Source organism: Ruegeria sp. YTSC199 (genome assembly GCF_059609725.1).
This window is the reverse complement of record NZ_JBXWMF010000014.1, coordinates 63,074-79,066: the sequence shown is the minus strand read 5'-3', so window position 1 is coordinate 79,066 and position 15,993 is coordinate 63,074. Positions and strand designations below refer to the sequence as shown.

Annotated in this window: 16 protein-coding genes; 9 read left to right on the top strand and 7 right to left on the bottom strand. The window is 59.6% G+C overall.

What is annotated here, in order from left to right; all coding sequences use genetic code 11:
- Nucleotides 1-64: 64 nt before the first annotated feature.
- Complete coding sequence (locus AC2FEE_RS14585) at nucleotides 65-1,588, top strand: DUF2125 domain-containing protein (RefSeq protein ID WP_496866053.1); 1,524 nt, start codon at nucleotides 65-67, stop codon at nucleotides 1,586-1,588.
- A gap of 60 nt (nucleotides 1,589-1,648) precedes the next feature.
- Here the strand turns inward: AC2FEE_RS14585 and AC2FEE_RS14580 are convergent, their stop codons facing one another.
- Nucleotides 1,649-2,575 carry a hypothetical protein gene (locus AC2FEE_RS14580; protein ID WP_496866052.1) on the bottom strand — a complete coding sequence of 309 codons (927 nt, stop codon included), beginning with the start codon at nucleotides 2,573-2,575 and terminating at the stop codon, nucleotides 1,649-1,651.
- 240 nt (nucleotides 2,576-2,815) lie between these two features.
- On the opposite strand from AC2FEE_RS14580, the gene AC2FEE_RS14575 reads away from it, so the two are divergent.
- The 4 genes from AC2FEE_RS14575 to lpxK are packed head-to-tail and all read left to right on the top strand — an operon-like array spanning nucleotide 2,816 to nucleotide 7,166.
- Complete coding sequence (locus AC2FEE_RS14575) at nucleotides 2,816-4,162, top strand: TldD/PmbA family protein (protein WP_496866051.1); 1,347 nt, start codon at nucleotides 2,816-2,818, stop codon at nucleotides 4,160-4,162.
- Nucleotides 4,149-4,949: an inositol monophosphatase family protein gene (locus AC2FEE_RS14570; RefSeq protein ID WP_496866050.1), complete on the top strand. Its 801-nt coding sequence runs from the start codon at nucleotides 4,149-4,151 to the stop codon at nucleotides 4,947-4,949. Before AC2FEE_RS14575 ends, AC2FEE_RS14570 begins: the two co-directional genes overlap by 14 nt.
- On the top strand, nucleotides 4,946-6,181 hold the full coding sequence (locus AC2FEE_RS14565) for a 3-deoxy-D-manno-octulosonic acid transferase (RefSeq protein ID WP_496866049.1): 1,236 nt from the start codon (nucleotides 4,946-4,948) through the stop codon (nucleotides 6,179-6,181). The genes AC2FEE_RS14570 and AC2FEE_RS14565 overlap by 4 nt, the downstream gene beginning before the upstream one ends.
- Complete coding sequence (lpxK, locus tag AC2FEE_RS14560) at nucleotides 6,168-7,166, top strand: tetraacyldisaccharide 4'-kinase (protein WP_496866113.1); 999 nt, start codon at nucleotides 6,168-6,170, stop codon at nucleotides 7,164-7,166. The genes AC2FEE_RS14565 and lpxK overlap by 14 nt, the downstream gene beginning before the upstream one ends.
- 39 nt (nucleotides 7,167-7,205) lie before the next feature.
- Here the strand turns inward: lpxK and AC2FEE_RS14555 are convergent, their stop codons facing one another.
- Together AC2FEE_RS14555 and AC2FEE_RS14550 are read right to left on the bottom strand one after the other, a co-directional pair.
- Nucleotides 7,206-7,868 (bottom strand): DsbA family protein, encoded by a 663-nt coding sequence (locus AC2FEE_RS14555; protein WP_496866048.1) that lies wholly within the window; start codon nucleotides 7,866-7,868, stop codon nucleotides 7,206-7,208.
- A gap of 14 nt (nucleotides 7,869-7,882) precedes the next feature.
- Nucleotides 7,883-8,389 carry a DUF721 domain-containing protein gene (locus tag AC2FEE_RS14550; RefSeq protein WP_496866047.1) on the bottom strand — a complete coding sequence of 169 codons (507 nt, stop codon included), beginning with the start codon at nucleotides 8,387-8,389 and terminating at the stop codon, nucleotides 7,883-7,885.
- A gap of 81 nt (nucleotides 8,390-8,470) precedes the next feature.
- Between AC2FEE_RS14550 and mutY the strand changes: the two genes are divergently transcribed.
- On the top strand, nucleotides 8,471-9,526 hold the full coding sequence (mutY, locus tag AC2FEE_RS14545) for an A/G-specific adenine glycosylase (protein ID WP_496866046.1): 1,056 nt from the start codon (nucleotides 8,471-8,473) through the stop codon (nucleotides 9,524-9,526).
- Nucleotides 9,527-9,585: 59 nt separating this feature from the next.
- A complete protein-coding gene (locus tag AC2FEE_RS14540; protein ID WP_496866045.1) occupies nucleotides 9,586-10,722 on the top strand; it encodes an alkane 1-monooxygenase in 1,137 nt (378 codons plus the stop codon).
- A 78-nt stretch (nucleotides 10,723-10,800) separates the two neighbouring features.
- Here the strand turns inward: AC2FEE_RS14540 and AC2FEE_RS14535 are convergent, their stop codons facing one another.
- The 4 genes from AC2FEE_RS14535 to AC2FEE_RS14520 all read right to left on the bottom strand — a co-directional run bounded on the left by AC2FEE_RS14535 (nucleotide 10,801) and on the right by AC2FEE_RS14520 (nucleotide 14,761).
- Nucleotides 10,801-12,189: an adenylate/guanylate cyclase domain-containing protein gene (locus AC2FEE_RS14535; protein WP_496866044.1), complete on the bottom strand. Its 1,389-nt coding sequence runs from the start codon at nucleotides 12,187-12,189 to the stop codon at nucleotides 10,801-10,803.
- A 144-nt stretch (nucleotides 12,190-12,333) separates the two neighbouring features.
- On the bottom strand, nucleotides 12,334-13,434 hold the full coding sequence (locus AC2FEE_RS14530) for a site-specific DNA-methyltransferase (RefSeq protein WP_496866043.1): 1,101 nt from the start codon (nucleotides 13,432-13,434) through the stop codon (nucleotides 12,334-12,336).
- Between the two features lie 107 nt (nucleotides 13,435-13,541).
- Nucleotides 13,542-14,159 carry a ribonuclease HII gene (gene rnhB, locus AC2FEE_RS14525; RefSeq protein ID WP_496866042.1) on the bottom strand — a complete coding sequence of 206 codons (618 nt, stop codon included), beginning with the start codon at nucleotides 14,157-14,159 and terminating at the stop codon, nucleotides 13,542-13,544.
- A gap of 110 nt (nucleotides 14,160-14,269) precedes the next feature.
- Nucleotides 14,270-14,761 (bottom strand): hypothetical protein, encoded by a 492-nt coding sequence (locus AC2FEE_RS14520; protein ID WP_496866041.1) that lies wholly within the window; start codon nucleotides 14,759-14,761, stop codon nucleotides 14,270-14,272.
- A gap of 175 nt (nucleotides 14,762-14,936) precedes the next feature.
- Between AC2FEE_RS14520 and AC2FEE_RS14515 the strand changes: the two genes are divergently transcribed.
- Together AC2FEE_RS14515 and AC2FEE_RS14510 are read left to right on the top strand one after the other, a co-directional pair.
- The gene (locus tag AC2FEE_RS14515; protein ID WP_496866040.1) at nucleotides 14,937-15,224 is read left to right on the top strand and encodes a hypothetical protein; all 288 of its coding nucleotides are present in this window, start codon (nucleotides 14,937-14,939) and stop codon (nucleotides 15,222-15,224) included.
- Complete coding sequence (locus AC2FEE_RS14510; protein WP_496866039.1) at nucleotides 15,196-15,897, top strand: winged helix-turn-helix domain-containing protein; 702 nt, start codon at nucleotides 15,196-15,198, stop codon at nucleotides 15,895-15,897. Before AC2FEE_RS14515 ends, AC2FEE_RS14510 begins: the two co-directional genes overlap by 29 nt.
- Nucleotides 15,898-15,993 lie beyond the last annotated feature (96 nt).

The window sequence follows — 15,993 nt, the reverse complement described above, 5'->3', positions numbered from 1 at the left end:
CCCCTTGACGCCCGGCGCCGCAGACACGACGATGCCCGCAAAATTGATCAAGAAGGGTTCTCAAATGTCCGTTTTCGTTCGCCGCAGCTGCGGCGCAGTCTTGGCTTATGCCATTGTCACTCAGGGCGCGCTTGCCGATGTCACCGCACAGCAGGTCTGGGATGATTGGAAGGCCTATATGACCCAGATGGGATACACGGTTTCGGCAGAACAATCCGTGTCGGGTAACGTAACCACCATCACTGATATGAAAATGGTAGTGGAAGTTCCGGATACCGAAGGCGGTTTCCAGATGACAATCCCCCAAATGACGCTGACCGAGAACGGCGATGGTACAGTCAATATCGGCGTACCTGAAAGTTTCCCCATGACTTTCTCTGGCGATGAAGAAGACAGCTCGTTCTCTGTCGACGTCGAATACTACCATGATGGGTTGGAGATGGTCGTTTCGGGTGACCCGAAAGACATGACCTATGATTATTCCGCACCCTCCTTGGGCTTGAAGCTGGCGAATCTGACAGTCGATGGCGACACCATGCCAAGTGACGTTCTGGCTTTGGATGTCAAACTTTCCGATGTCGCAGGCAGCTCGCAGATGAAGATTGGCGAAAACCGTGAGGTCGATCAGAAATTCACCGCTGCAGGATTGGTATACGATCTGGCGTTCAAAGACCCGGAAGGATCGGACGACGGTAATATCGACGGTTCTATGAACGATCTGGCCTTTGAAGGCACCAGCGTGATCCCCTCGGATTTCGATGGCGCAGACCCCGCGAGCTTTTTCCAGGGCGACACATCCTTCTCTGGCCTGTTCACCTATGGTTCGGGCAATACGGCCATTGACGGAACCAGCGAAGGTCAGGCGTTCTCGATGGGCAGTGAATCCGAAGGTGGTCGGTTCGGGGCCAGCCTGGATGAACAGCGCCTTGCTTATGACATTGAGCAGAACAGCGCAAAACTGGCGGTGACCACGGCTGACCTGCCGTTCCCGATTGAAATCGCCATGGCCAAGTCCGGTCTGAGCTTCGAGTTTCCGCTGAAGCAATCCGAAGAAGAGCAGCCCTTCGGGTTCGCGTTGAACCTAACGGATTTCACCATGTCGGACGTGTTGTGGAGCATTTTCGACCCGGCCGGTGAATTGCCGCGTGATCCTGCTACCATCGAGCTGGACACCACCGGAACAGCCAAGGTGTTGACCAACTTCTTCGATCCCGCCTCGATCGAAGCGATGGAGGAATCCGGTGAAGCGCCGGGTGAGCTGAACTCGCTGAAGATCAACGAATTGCTGGTATCTCTGGTCGGTGCGAAACTGACCGGCGACGCAGACTTTACCTTCGACAATTCGAACACTGAAGAGTTTGATGGAATGCCCACTCCGGCGGGCGTGGCGAACCTGCAGTTGGTCGGGGCCAATGCGCTGATCGATAAACTGATCGGTATGGGCTTGGTTGAGGAAAGCGACGCGATGGGTGCCCGTATGATGATGGGCCTGATGGCGGTACCTGGGGATGAGCCCGACACGCTGAATTCGAAAATCGAATTCACCGAAGACGGCCAGATCCTGGCCAATGGTCAACGCATCAAGTGATGCTGACCGGGCGGAGCTCTGCTTGGACAGAGCTTCGCCCAATACTTGTTGCGCGATCTATCAGGCCTTCAGATCAAGCTCTTGGATCAGGGCCCGGGCGATCCGCCGACCAACTTTTCGCCCATCGAAATATGCCGGTGTCGGCAATTTTCTGGCGATGCTTTGCATGTGAAACCGGTACATTCCTTCGTAGAATTTGAAGTTGGTTTCGCACAGAAACAACCTGCCGGTCTCAGCACAGGGTAGGATATCATGTGCATAACAACCGACACCAAGAGCGTTTTTCACGCCCTTTGCGATTTTTTGAATCTGGTCATTGTTTGGAGCAATGAGCGCCCTGTGAAAATGCGACAGCATCTCGGCATCGACCGGGGTACCCCGCGTTCGAACGTTGATGTGCTGCCCGGCCCTGATCCACGAAAACAGAACCTGTTCACCAATCGCCATGGCACGAATGGATATATGCCACGGCTCGCCTTTGTATTCGTGCCTGCAATTGACGTATTCGGTGTTGTACCGACTGGTATCCAGCCCGTCGGTATCACGAACGAGTTGAACGGGAACATGCGCATTCGACACTTCGTTTGAAAATACGCTGTCGAAATTGTCACCGCGCTCGATTAATCTGGGCATCGGCACACCGGCGGCCGTCAAAACCTTATTCTGGCGGGTTTTGTGTCCTATAACGCGTCCATGCTCAACGGAATGCAGGGCTTTGTGGCCCAAAGCTGCAAGCTCAGCCTCGCGCGCACGCAACCAATCGACTTTTTGGTGTTGGACAACAAAAAGCTCATTGTAGTGAAGCAAAACATAGCTTTTCGGATCGGTCGTCGGGCCACGCTCAATCAGTTCGTTGAAAGGCAGTATCTCAGCCGGGACCTGCTGCTTGGTCAGAACCCGGGTGAACTGCTTGATAACTTGACCCGACCCTTTGCCTTTGGCGACGACATTAGGCTCATCAAAATCAACAACGAAAAACTGAGCCAAGCGACGCTCTCCTTTGTGCCTGCACTTACATTGGCAAGGCTATCAACCTGTCGTGATTGCCGCCTAGAAAAACAGTGACGCGCCTCAACTAATGGAAGTTTAAACGCAAATGCAAACCCTTTGCGCTTTCATCAGGAAATGAGCCAAAGTTACAGGGGCCAAGTTGAATTCTCTCAACCCTGAGGTCTTGCGGGTCGGGCAGTCCAAGGCTAGTTCCAATGCATAAAGACCGGAGGCCGCATGACCCGAACACCCGAAGAGATCAGCCAATCCCTGTTGGATGCAGCCCGCACAGCCGGGGCGGACGCGGCGGATGCCATCGTGATCGACGGCTCTTCGGTCTCGGTCGAAGTACGGGGCGGCGCGCTGGAACATGCCGAGCGCTCGGAAGGGACCGACCTGGGCCTGCGGGTGTTTCTGGGCCAGCGGCAGGCGATCGTATCCAGTTCGGACAGCCGCCCGGAAACCCTGACCGCGATGGCCGAACGCGCCGTGGCAATGGCGCGAGAAGCGCCAAATGACCCATTTACCGGCCTGGCCGGCGCGAAACAGCTGGCCAAGAGCTGGGACTTGCCCGCGCTGGAATTGTTCGACCCCTCACCGGAACCGGCAGCCGAGGACCTGTTGCACGATGCACTGGCCGCCGAGGCGGCAGCGCTGGCGGTTCAGGGGGTCTCTCAGGTTTCCGACGCGGCGGCGGGTTATGGCACGCATCGCGTCCATCTGGCGGCGACCAACGGGTTTTCCGGCGGCTATGCCCGCAGCAGCCGCTCGACTTCTTGCGTGGCGATCTCGGGCCAAGGTACCGGGATGGAGCGCGACTATGACGGTGACAGTCGCACCTTTCAAAGCGACCTGCGCAACCCCGAAGAGATCGGCTTTACTGCAGGAGAACGTGCTGTGTCCCTTATGGGCGCGCGAAAGCCCGCAACCGGCACCTTTCCAGTGCTGTTTGACGAACGCATCTCGTCTTCGCTGATCGGTCACCTGCTGGGTGCCAGCAACGGGGCCGCCATCGCGCGGGGTGCCTCCTGGCTGAAGGATTGCTTGGGCGAGCAAGTACTGCCGGACCACCTGTCGCTGATCGAAGACCCGCATCGCCCGCGCATTGCAGGTTCGCGTCCTTTCGATGCCGAAGGGCTGGCAACGCAGCGCCGCGCCATTGTCGAAAACGGCATTCTGACCGGCTGGACCCTAGACCTGTCCAGCGCGCGCAAGCTGGACATGGAATCGACCGGAAACGCGGCACGCGGTGTGTCCGGGCCGCCTTCACCCAGCAACTGGAACCTGAGCCTGACACAAGGCAGCCAATCCCGCGAAGACCTGCTGCGTGACATGGGTACCGGGCTGCTGGTGACCTCGATGATCGGTTCCACCATCAACCCCAACACGGGTGACTATTCGCGAGGCGCCTCGGGGTTCTGGGTGGAAAACGGAGAGATCACCTATCCAGTGAATGAATGCACCATCGCCGGGAACCTGCGCGATATGCTGAAACGGATCATCCCAGCAAACGATGCGCGGCCCTACCTGTCGCGCGTAGTGCCCTCGGTGCTGATCGAAGGAATGACACTTGCCGGCAGCTGACCTGCAACTTCTGATTGACGCCGCACTTGAGGCCGGAAAGATCGCCACCCGATACTCGGGCACCACGGCACAGCGTTGGGACAAGCCCGGCGGCGCGGGCCCGGTGACCGAGGCCGATCTGGCCGTCAACGCCATGCTGGAACAGCGCCTGCCCTCGGCCCGCCCCGGCTATGGCTGGCTGAGCGAAGAAACCGAGGACTCCTCGGATCGGCTGACGCGCGACCAGGTGTTCATCATCGACCCGATCGACGGCACGCGCAGCTTTGCCGAAGGGTCTCGCACCTGGGCGCATTCGCTTGCCGTCGCCGAAGGGGGTGAAATCACTGCCGCAGTGATTTACCTGCCGCAGCGCGACCTGCTTTATGCCGCAGCCAAAGGTGAAGGCGCCACCCTGAACGGCGCAACGATCCGGGTGTCCCGGGTCTCAGGTATAGAAACTGCCGAGGTACTGGCCGCCAAACCCAATCTGGACCCGCGCCATTGGCTGCACGGCCAGGTGCCTGAATTCAAACGGGTCTATCGCCCTTCGCTGGCTTATCGCATGGCCGTTGTCGGCCAAGGGCGGTTTGATGGGATGCTGACGCTCAGACCCAGTTGGGAATGGGATATTGCCGCCGGAGACCTGATCATCCGCGAGGCGGGCGGCATCTGTTCAGACCGACTGGGAAAGCCCTTGCGGTTCAACAACGCGCACCCGCGCCTGAACGGCGTAATCGCGGCAGGCCCTGCGCTTCATGATGCCTTGCGCGCACGGCTAGACCCGGACAGCACCGGTATCCGCCCATGAGCAAGCCGCGCTCTCTCAGCCTGGCTGCCTATCGGGTCCTGTCCTGGGGCGTACCGAACACGGCAAGCCACCCCGACCCGCCCCGCCCCGAAGGCGAGCTGATCTGGGTCCACATCAGCGTTCAGAACCGCCAGCGTGCGGTGATCGATTTCTGTCGCAGACTGCAACAGGCCCGCCCCACGCTGAATGTGTTATTGACGGCACCGCCCGAGGCCGATCTGCAGCGCTGGGATCAGGGTGACTATCACCTTGTGAACCTGCCTTTGGAACAGACCGGCGCCGCGCGCGCATTTCTGGAACACTGGAATCCCGATATCGGCCTCTGGGTCGGGGGTGGGCTGATGCCCAACGTCATCACCCGCGCCGAGGAACACGGCATTCCCCTGATCCTGATCGAGGCGCAGATCGACATCAAGGTCGCGCGTGGGGCACGATGGCTGCCTGATATCACCCGCTATACGCTGGATTGTTTCCAATCGATCCTGACCAAGACTTCCGAAACAGCCCGAACGATCCGCCGCCTTGGTGTTGCCTCGGACAAGGTCGGTGAATCCCCACCCCTGCATGTCAGCCCAAACCCGAGACCCTGGCCCGAAGACGAGTTAATCGAAACCAACCATGCGCTGGCGGGGCGACTGGTCTGGCTTGCGGCTAACGTGTTGGACAAGGAATTCATCTCGGTGCTCAGCGCCCATCGTCAGGCGATGCGAATCCTACCCAGACTGACGATGGTGCTGCATGTCGCAGACACAGCCGAAGCCAAGCCACTGCAAAGGCGCCTGGAATCCATGGACCTGCGCTGTGCCAACTGGGATACCGACGGGCAGATCGAAGATACCACGCAGGTGATCCTGTCGGCAGAACCCGAAGACCTGGGCCTGTGGTACCGTATATCGCCTGTCACGTTCATGGGCAGCTCACTGGAGCGCGGTACGGGCGGGCACGATCCGCTTGTTGCCGCAGCCCTCGGCTCGTCCATCATCCACGGGCCATTTGTGCAACGTCATCAGCATATATACGATCAGCTGGATCGCGCCGACGCCGCGCGCATGGTCAAAACCGCAACCGAGCTGGGTGACGCCGTGGTCGAGATGCTGTCGCCGGATCGCGCTGCGGACATGGCGCTGGCGGGGTGGCAAATTGTTTCCGAAGGCGCACCACAGACGGATCAGCTGATCGATATGGTGCAAGACTTTCTGGATCAGCGGGGGACAGATGATGCGCGCACCTGATTTCTGGAACACCGCACCAGACCGGCTGGATTATCGCGCCAGAGTGCTGGCGCCGCTGGGGCGCATCTATGCGGCAGCAACCGCCCGCCGGGTAGCGTCAGAAACCGGTGTCAGACCCGGGGTTCCGGTGATCTGCGTCGGCAACCTGAACGCGGGCGGCACCGGCAAGACCCCCACCGTGATCTGGATGATCGAACAGTTGCGCGACGCCTGGCACCAAACCCATGTGGTCACGCGCGGCCATGGCGGCTCATTGGAAGGGCCCGTGCGCGTTGATCCCGCCAAACACAGCGCCGCGCAGGTCGGAGATGAGCCGCTATTGCTGGCCGCATTCGCCGAGGTCTGGGTGGCCAAGGACCGCGCCGCCGGAGCCCGCGCAGCCGCAGAGGCCGGGGCAACCGTGATCGTGCTGGACGACGGGTTTCAGAACCCCTCGGTCGCCAAGGATTTCTCGGTCATCGTGGTGGATGCGGCGCGCGGTTTTGGCAATGGCCTCTGCCTGCCCGCTGGCCCCCTGCGCGAACCCGTTGATATCGGACTGCAACGCGCCGATCTGGTGCTTTCGCTGGGAGATGCGGCATCTCAGGTGCAATTTTCCGACCGTTGGGGCGCGGCCCTGACGGTGCCCCACGCCACCGGTGAGGTCGCACCCTTACAGACCGGCATGGATTGGGCCGACACGCCCGTTCTGGCCTTCGCGGGTATCGGGCACCCGGAAAAGTTCTTTCGCACCCTCCGCCAGCAAGGTGCAAAACTGCTACGGGCCGAGGCGCTGGACGATCACCAACCGCTGACCCCGGCCCTGATGACGCGACTGGAAAACGAGGCGCGGCTATTGGGTGCGCAGATGGTGACAACGGAAAAAGACGCCGTGCGCCTGCCCGCCGCATTCCGCAGCAAGGTTCTTACGTTACCTGTTCGTCTGAAAGTGGATGAAGCCGACAAGGTCCGGCAGATGCTGCTGCAGATCGCCCCATCGCCCTGATAGGCGACCGGCCCGGAGTGAGCCGGTCGCGAAAGGCATTTAGCTGCCCAATTCGTCTTCGATCAGCTTCTTGAAATCGGCGTAGGACATGTTGTCGACCTTCTTGCCGTTTACGATGAAGGAGGGGGTTGCCTGAATACCGTCCCGCTCGGCGTTTTCCTGATACCAGGCCACCAGCGTCTGTGCGCGGGTTCCGTCCTGCAGGCAGGCCTCAAGCTGGTCGTTGTCGATGCCCGCCAGACGCCCGATCTTGCGCAGTTCGTCCACGATCTCGGCCGGACCACCAGCTTTGGCCCATTCGGACTGGCCTTCGAAGATCAGGTCCGAGATACCAAAGAACTTCTCGGGGCCACCACAACGCGCCACCATCGAGGCCCAAAGGCCATAGCGGTCGAAATACACCTCTCGGTAGGTGAACTTGACCTTGCCGGTGTCGATGAAGTCCTTCTTCATCTGCTTGTACGCGCCCAGATGGAAAGTGGCGCAATGGGGGCAGGTGTAGGACGCATATTCGATGATCTCGACCGGCGCATCCTCGGCGCCCTGCACCATCTCGACGATGGTCGAAGTGTCCAGATCAGCCTCTTGTGCCTCGGCACTGCCGACCAGCGGGTAAGACGAAGAGGAATTTGACAGCGACAGCCAATAGCCGCCTGCGGCGATAGCGACCGCCGCGCAGATTCCAGTTGCGATACGGCTCATTTCTCAGCCCTTTCTCAGCGTTTTTGCTTGGATAAAACGTTACGACCCAGACGTTCAAGGGCCGCACGCAAATCACCATCGTGAACGTCGCGTGCGGTCCGGCCTGCCTCGGCCGTAATCTCTGGGTCAATCTTGGGTTTCACCGGTTTCGGTTTGTGGTCGAAACTGGCCTGCCCCTCGGCAAATCCTGTCGGAGCGGTCTGGGTGATGCGTACCCGGCTGATGGCATTATAGCCATAAACCGCGTTCACCTTGCCGCGCAGCTGTTCCTTCTGCATCTCAAGCATCGGGGCCTGCGGGCCAGTGGTCAGAACGGTCAGCGTCGCGCCGATCCCTTCCCTGCCATAGCCCACCTTTACGGGTCGCGCGATAGAGGCCAGATCCTGGCCGACTATCTCGGCCCAGTGGGTCAACAGGCGCGATACGGCAAAGCCCCGGCTTTCCCCGGCGCGCCGAATCTGTCCGTTCAGCAATGTCGCGGTGCGTTTGAACCCGCGGGTCGAAGAACGTCTGCGCTGCATCTGGTTTCCAACTCCTGCGCCGCTATTGTAAAGGGCGTGACACCGGGCGCCAGCGAAACCCGACAGGGAGATAGATAAAACTTGCGTGACAGCATTCAAAATGACCTGAGCGGGGTATTGCTGACCTGGTACGACCGCCACGCCCGCGAGATGCCCTGGCGCATCGGCCCGGCAGATCGGGTCGCAGGGGTGATGCCCGACCCTTATCGCGTCTGGCTTTCCGAAGTGATGCTACAGCAGACAACCGTGGCCGCCGTGCGCGACTATTTCAACCGATTCACATCGCGTTGGCCCACGGTTCAGGCACTGGCCACAGCCCCGGACGACCAAGTCATGGGCGAATGGGCCGGGCTGGGCTACTACGCCCGCGCCCGCAACCTGCTGAAATGCGCACGGGTTTTGACCGACGATCATGGCGGTGTCTTCCCCGACGGCTATGACGCCCTGCTGAAACTGCCCGGCATCGGCCCTTATACCGCCGCGGCCATTTCGGCGATTGCCTTCGACCGACCCGAGACGGTGCTGGACGGCAATGTCGAACGGGTCATGGCCCGCCTTTACAACATTCACGATCCCCTGCCCGGTTCGAAACCCTTGCTCAGGGAAAAGGCCGCCGCGCTGACGCCAGACACGCGGCCAGGGGACTATGCGCAGGCGGTGATGGATCTGGGGGCCACAATCTGCACGCCAAAATCTCCGGCCTGCGGTATTTGCCCCCTGCGCGATCCCTGTCAGGCCCGCGCGGCCGGAACCCAGCCCGACTTGCCACGCAAGACGCCCAAAAAGCCCAAACCCTCGCGGTATGGTCATGTCTATATCGCACAAAGCGACAACGGCGCCCTGCTGCTGGAGCGCCGCCCCGACAAGGGCTTATTGGGCGGGATGCTGGGATGGCCTGGCTCGGGCTGGTCTGACACACCGGAGGAAACGCCCCCGTTTGAGGCGGATTGGCAAATGCTGTCTGGTGAGGTGCGACACACGTTCACACATTTCCACCTGATCCTGCGCATCTGGACGGCTCCGCTACCTGCCGGATGCTCGCCCGAAGGCATGATCCTGCTGGACAAACACGCCTTCCGCCCAAGCGACCTGCCGACCGTAATGCGCAAGGCGCACGACCTCTGGCGCAATCGATAGCCCATTGAACGCCCCGTCGGACTATGCCTAGTCTATGCGCAATCGTTCGGAGCCGCCCCATGACCTCAACCCAGTCCCTGTCTCGCTGGCACTCGGCCCTTCCTTTCTGGATCTCGTTCCTGTTGATCCCGGTTGTCTGGAGCACGGCGACGGCTGGCAGCTGGTGGGTTCTGCTTGTCCCAATGTCGACATGGTGGGCCTTTGCCGTTCTGGACCGCCTGACCGGGCTGGAGCTGAGCAACGTCGACCCTGACACGCCAGACACCGCGCTGCGCTGGTATATCCTGCTGACCAAAGCCTGGGTCCCTGTACAGTTCCTGACCCTGTACGGGCTGATCTGGTACGCAACCCATACCGACCACCTGTCCACGCCGGCCAAGTTCGGGTTGTTCTTCGGCATGGGCACCATCTCAGGCACAATTGGTATCAACTACAGCCACGAGCTGATGCATCAAAAGGGTCGGCTCGAGCGTTGGCTGGGCGATATACTTCTTGCGATGGTGCTGTATTCGCACTTTCGCTCCGAACACCTGCTGGTTCACCACCGCTATGTCGGCACCCCGCGCGACCCGGTCACCGCGCGTTATAACGAAGGCTTCCACCGCTTCTATCCCCGCGTCCTGAAACAATGCCTCGTCTCTGCCTTCCGGGCCGAGCGCGAAAAACTGGCCCGCAAGGATCGCCCCTGGACCGACTCTTCCAACCCCTTCTGGCGATATTGGGCCCTGCAAGGCGTAATGCTTACCCTTGCCCTTGCGATCGGAGGCCTGTCCGGCCTTGCTTTGTTCCTGATTCAAGCGGGTACTGCCATCTGGCAGCTGGAACTGGTCAACTATGTCGAACATTACGGTCTGACCCGCAAACACCTGGGTCAGGGCAAATACGAGCATGTCCTGCCGCGCCATTCCTGGAACGCATCGCAGAAGGCGTCGAACTGGCTGCTGATCAACCTGCAGCGGCACTCGGACCACCACTACAAACCGAACCGCCGGTTTCCGCTGCTGCAGCACCACTCCGAAGATGCCGCGCCGCAACTGCCCTACGGCTATCCGGTGATGACCGTCGCCGCGATGATCCCGCCTCTCTGGCGCCGGGTCATGAACCCCCGCGTTCGCGCCTGGCGCCTCCAATACTACCCCGAGGTCACCGACTGGGCACCCTACAACCGCGCAGAAAACCCCCGACCGCAACCCTGACCGCAGCGCGCACCAGCGCGCTGCCCGGCCCGACGATCCGCCTTGCATCTCTGATGCAGGGCAGATCGGCGGGAGCGCCTACCCTGCCATCACCCACACGTCCATCGGATTCTCCACCCCCCGCACCGCTTGGTTTTCGTGTTCGGCAAACCCGGCCATCACCTCCGGCACGCTGGCGCCTTCCTTCTGCAACTGGCTCCGCACCGAGTCGCTGATGATCACCTTCGCCTGAAACTCACGGGTCAGTGCTTCCAGTTTGGCGGCCACATTCACCGCATCCCCGATCACAGCAAATTCCAGCCGATTGGCCCCGATATCACCCAGAACTACCGCGCCAAAATGGACCCCGATCCCAACGCGAATTTCGGGCTCTCCCGCCCGGCGGCGCTCAATGTTCCACCGGTCGATCACCGCATCCATTGCCCGGGCACAGGCCACCGCGTTGCTCGCATCCGATGGCGTTGGCACCGGCGTTCCAAAGGTCGCCATCAGCCCGTCACCCAGATATTTATCCAGCGTACCATGGTGCCGAAACACCTCGGCCTCCATCCGGGCATGGAAGTCGCGTAGAACCTCGATCACCTCATAGGGATCGCGCCCGGCGGCGTATTTGGTGAACCCCACGATATCGATGAACAGCACCGCTATATCTTCCTTACGCACCTGCTTGAGCGGCTCGTCATTCTGACTGAGTTCATCCACCACATTCGGTGAGAAGTACCGCGACAGGTTCGCCCTTTCGCGCTCCAACCCCGCATTTGTCATCAGCAACCGGTTGAGCCGCCGCATCGACACGCCCAGCGTCACCGCAACCATCATGAATACGACTACTTGCTGGATGCGTTGGGTGGGCATGAAACTGTTGGGATCCAACAGCTCAGCCACATCCGGATAGCCGGTCAAAGCCTCCGCCACACGTTCACTGAGCCCAGGCATCGGCGTCGCAACCCACCAGGCGATGATCCACCCAGCGGTCCACATCCCCGCCGTCCATGACCCTATCGCAATTACCGTGCGCCAGGAATATGCCAGCGTTCCGGCCGCCAGAATGATGAAGAAATACTGGAAGTTATCGAACCGGTACTGCATTGCCAGCGGCCGCACATCATCGCTGAACGGATTGGGCACAATCATTGCCGTCGTCATGATCAGTAGGTCTGCAAAAATTAGCAACAGTTCGGTCCGCGATTGCCCAACACGGCCCGCCCGACGGATCAACCAACCGTTTGCGCATATCAGCAGCAGGATGAAGTGATACCACATCACCTCCCATTGTGGATTGAGGTAAATCAGCAGCACACCGGTGAGTCCCATCGCGATCCAACGGGCGCGGACGGCAAGCTCAAGCCCATCGCGCTTGTGCCGTTCCATCGCGGCTTCGGTGTATTTGTTCTCCAGATCAAACCTGTCCGGGCGGGTCACAAAGAACCGGTCAAAGCGGGATTGGCTGGCAATGGTATCAGACATCGCTGAGGCTCCTTCACTGCGCCGCAGGATACAACAGGCGCAGTTTGAGACCAGACACCTGGAAAACAAAAGACCCCGCCGAAATCGGCGGGGCAAGGCGTAGTGCCTTGTGTCAGGCCACAGGCACCGGCGGTATTGGTTAAATCAGTTCATTTCGGCCCGGATTTGCTGGCGCAGAACGTCAATCGGTACGGTCTTGCCGTCGCGCTTGAAACACCAGTAGGTCCAGCCGTTGCAGGACGGAGCATTCTCGAGATGCGCACCAACCTGATGGATCGAGCCTTTGACATTCTGTCCAACCAGCGTGCCATCGGCGCGGACCTTGGCCTTGTGGCGCTGGTTCATGGAATAAAGCTCCTCGCCCGGGCGCAGCATCCCGCGTTCGACCAGTTGGCCAAAGGGGACGCGCGGCTCGGCGCGTTTGCTGGCGCTGACTTCCAGCGCCTCGCGGTCATATTTACGAACCTTGGAGATGCGCTTCTCAGCCACCTTGCGATAGCTTTCCTCGCGCTCGATCCCGATGAATTCGCGGCCTAGCATCTTGGCAACGGCGCCAGTTGTCCCGGTGCCAAAGAACGGGTCCAGAATAACATCGCCCGGATTGGTCGAACCAATCAAGACGCGATGCAGCAGCGATTCCGGCTTCTGCGTCGGATGCGCCTTGTCGCCGTTTTCATCCTTCAGGCGTTCATGCCCGGTGCAGATCGGCAACACCCAGTCGCTGCGCATCTGAACACCTTCGTTCAGCGCCTTCAGCGCCTCGTAGTTGAACGTGTATTTCGCACCTTCGCGTTTCGACGCCCAGATCATCGTCTCATGCGCATTGGTGAATCGCTTGCCACGGAAATTCGGCATCGGATTCGACTTGCGCCACACGACGTCATTCAAGATCCAGTAGCCCGCATCCTGTAAGGCCGAGCCCACACGGAAGATGTTGTGGTAAGAGCCAATAACCCAAATCGCACCATTCGGCTTGAGCAGACGATGCGCCGCCTTCAACCATTCGCGGGTGAACTGGTCATACACGCCAAAGCTGCTGAACTGATCCCAGTGATCATCGACCGCGTCTACCTGGCTGTTATCGGGACGATGCAACTGGCCTTTCAGCTGCAGGTTATAGGGCGGATCCGCAAAGATCAGGTCCACCGACGCCTCGGGCAGACTGTTCATCACATCGATGCAGTCCCCGGATAGAATCGTGTTTAAAGGGAGCGCTTTTGCGCCCTTTTTGGTGGTTGTTGTCATTTTACTGCCTCAAGTATCCACGGCGCTTTTGCGCTCATTTGGTTGAGACAAGGATGAGTCAAAGACGATTCGCCGTCAATTTCTTTTTTGAATCAGTAACTTACAATTTACTCTTGATACAAGATATTGTGGACCGGCTTGAACGAACGTCTATGGTGTGGGGTCACACCAAGATTTTGCAGTGCGTCCTTGTGTTGTTTCGACGGATAACCTGCGTTTGTCTCCCAACCATAGCCCGGATGCTGTTGCGCCAAATCCACCATCAGTTGATCGCGCCAGTTTTTTGCAACAATCGAAGCAGCTGCGATCGACACCGAATGCGCGTCACCTTTGACTACCGCTTGCGCCGGGATCGTTAACCCGTGCGGTATCATGTTCCCATCGATCAGCAGGTAATCCGGCGGCGGGTCCAGTGTCGCGACCGCGCGTTCCATCGCCAAGTGCGAGGCGCGCAAGATGTTGTGTTCGTCGATCTCTGCCACCGTGGCTTCAGCCACCGCTATCTCGGCCCGGTCGCGCAAGGTGGCCTCCAGCGCGGCGCGGCGCTTGGCGGTCAGCTTCTTGGAATCGTTCAACCCTTCGGGGATGTCTTCGGGGTTCAGGATCACGGCGGCCGCGACCACCGGCCCGGCCAGCGGCCCGCGACCCACCTCATCCACGCCTGCGATTCGCAGATACCCCTGCGCCGCGGCGGCTTTTTCAATTTCATAATCCGGTTTCGTCATGCCCCCGGAAAACCGCTTTTCACCGCTCATCGCAAGAAAAAAGAGAGGGCAGCTTGCGCCACCCTCTCCCAGCACGGCGCTTCTGTGGCGCCGCTCCTGCTCGAAAACCGTTACTTGTAACTCACCCGGTATCCGTTCTGACGCAGGCAGCCTGGGTGGTACGCCCGCTTGACCTTTTTGCCATTCCAGAACCTGACCTTGCACTTGTCCGGCAGGCTTTTGCTGTATTTGTAATGCTTGCTCAGGCAGTCCTTGCCCAACAGCGGTTGATCGGGCGAGAACCCGTGGAAGGTGCGCAAGCATCGTTGCGGCAGGCTATAGCGCGCAACCCGTTCCGGCAGCGGGCGCACATTATGCAGCCTGTGTTTTGGCTTTGTGCGCACGTGGTTCTGGGGTGCCTTATATATGTGATTGTAGTTATTCGTAACGGTGTTCTTTTTTTTGTTTTCGTCGTTGAAATGCTTCACCGCGACACCAAGCAATGCGATGGCCGCCAATCCACCCAGGATATCTTCGACATCGGCCGCCCGCGCCTGCGACGCCGAAATTCCGGTGATGGCAACAGCAGAGGCCACAATCAGGGCTATGAACTTCTTATGCATGGTGCTTGTCCTTCAGTAGTCTCAGGGCCCCGGTGGTGGGCCTTGCGTTCGATGCCCTGACACTGGGTGTTCCCCGTCCAGACAAGCAATAACGACCTCCTGTTATCCGATATCAGGCCCGCCAAACCCCTTGGGTTATTGAATATCGCGCTAACCCATGCGCAGGATGCGGCCTATGAAACAGATCCTCTCTTCTCTGGGCTTGCTGGCCCTGATATCGCTTGGCTCTGCTGCCTCGGCGGCCGATTGTTATGCGGATTACAAGGCCAAACAGGACAATCCGCTGCGCCTGCACTATGGCGTCATGCAGGTTTCGGCCTGCGACAAGGGGCAGGCAAAACGTGAAGTCGCCCAGCGCCTCAAGGGCTCGGGCTGGACCCTGCTGAACGTCATGTCCGTGTTCGGGCCGGAAGGGTTGGATAAAAGGAAGGCCAATGCCGGACAATTCTATCTCCGTTACTGAGGCCCGCCGGTCCGGTGTCAGGTTGGTCGGCGCGGGCATCGCGGTGATCGTGTTGATTCTGGTAACGGCGGCGATCTTCTTGTTCTGGACCCTGCCCGATGCCAACGCCTTCAACGCGCGGGTCGAGCGGTTGTTCATCGAAAGCGATTTGACCTCGCAGACGGAAATCCGCCTGCTCGAGATTCTGGCGCAATCCGGCACGGCCTTTGCCGACACGCTGTCCAGCTATCGGATGGTGATTTTCGTATTGCTGGTCTTTGCCAGCGCGATGTTGGTGACCGCGCTTGTATTTCTGGTGATGCTGGTGATGCTGAACCGCCGCATGGCGCAGATCGAACGCACCGGTATTCAGGTTACCTCTCTGCTGATCAGCCGCGAGGAGAACACCGTCTACCTGAACAACATGGATTTCAAACTGACCCCGGCGGCGATGGAAACCCTGTCGGTGCTGGCGGAATCCCGCTTGGATGACGAGGTCCTCTCGGGCGTGCAGATCGAGGCGATGATTTCCGGCAAGGACGCCGCCGATTGCGACGAGGCCGCAGGCGCCACCCGGATCAAACGGCTGCGCGATGCCTTGGGCAACCAGATGGTCAGCGAACTTCTGGTCAAGAACATCGCCAAAAAGGGCTATATGCTGTCGATCGAAAAAGACGTGATTCAGATGGTCTGACCTTGCCGCGCCGGGTAGGATACGTGCGGTAAAATGCCGGTTACACCCCTTGGAATGCGACCATCAAAGCCCCATCCTATAAAGACTCGCGTCAGG

Bases quoted from the DNA above. Each gene is read 5' to 3' on its own strand.
- lpxK (WP_496866113.1), top strand. From the start codon at position 6,168: ATGCGCGCACCTGATTTCTGGAACACCGCACCAGACCGGCTGGATTAT.
- AC2FEE_RS14565 (WP_496866049.1), top strand. From the start codon at position 4,946: ATGAGCAAGCCGCGCTCTCTCAGCCTGGCTGCCTATCGGGTCCTGTCC.
- AC2FEE_RS14530 (WP_496866043.1), bottom strand. From the start codon at position 13,434: ATGACAACAACCACCAAAAAGGGCGCAAAAGCGCTCCCTTTAAACACG.
- AC2FEE_RS14510 (WP_496866039.1), top strand. From the start codon at position 15,196: ATGCCGGACAATTCTATCTCCGTTACTGAGGCCCGCCGGTCCGGTGTC.
- AC2FEE_RS14585 (WP_496866053.1), top strand. From the start codon at position 65: ATGTCCGTTTTCGTTCGCCGCAGCTGCGGCGCAGTCTTGGCTTATGCC.
- AC2FEE_RS14575 (WP_496866051.1), top strand. From the start codon at position 2,816: ATGACCCGAACACCCGAAGAGATCAGCCAATCCCTGTTGGATGCAGCC.
- AC2FEE_RS14520 (WP_496866041.1), bottom strand. From the start codon at position 14,761: ATGCATAAGAAGTTCATAGCCCTGATTGTGGCCTCTGCTGTTGCCATC.
- AC2FEE_RS14555 (WP_496866048.1), bottom strand. From the start codon at position 7,868: ATGAGCCGTATCGCAACTGGAATCTGCGCGGCGGTCGCTATCGCCGCA.
- AC2FEE_RS14535 (WP_496866044.1), bottom strand. From the start codon at position 12,189: ATGTCTGATACCATTGCCAGCCAATCCCGCTTTGACCGGTTCTTTGTG.
- rnhB (WP_496866042.1), bottom strand. From the start codon at position 14,159: ATGACGAAACCGGATTATGAAATTGAAAAAGCCGCCGCGGCGCAGGGG.
- AC2FEE_RS14540 (WP_496866045.1), top strand. From the start codon at position 9,586: ATGACCTCAACCCAGTCCCTGTCTCGCTGGCACTCGGCCCTTCCTTTC.
- AC2FEE_RS14550 (WP_496866047.1), bottom strand. From the start codon at position 8,389: ATGCAGCGCAGACGTTCTTCGACCCGCGGGTTCAAACGCACCGCGACA.
- AC2FEE_RS14515 (WP_496866040.1), top strand. From the start codon at position 14,937: ATGAAACAGATCCTCTCTTCTCTGGGCTTGCTGGCCCTGATATCGCTT.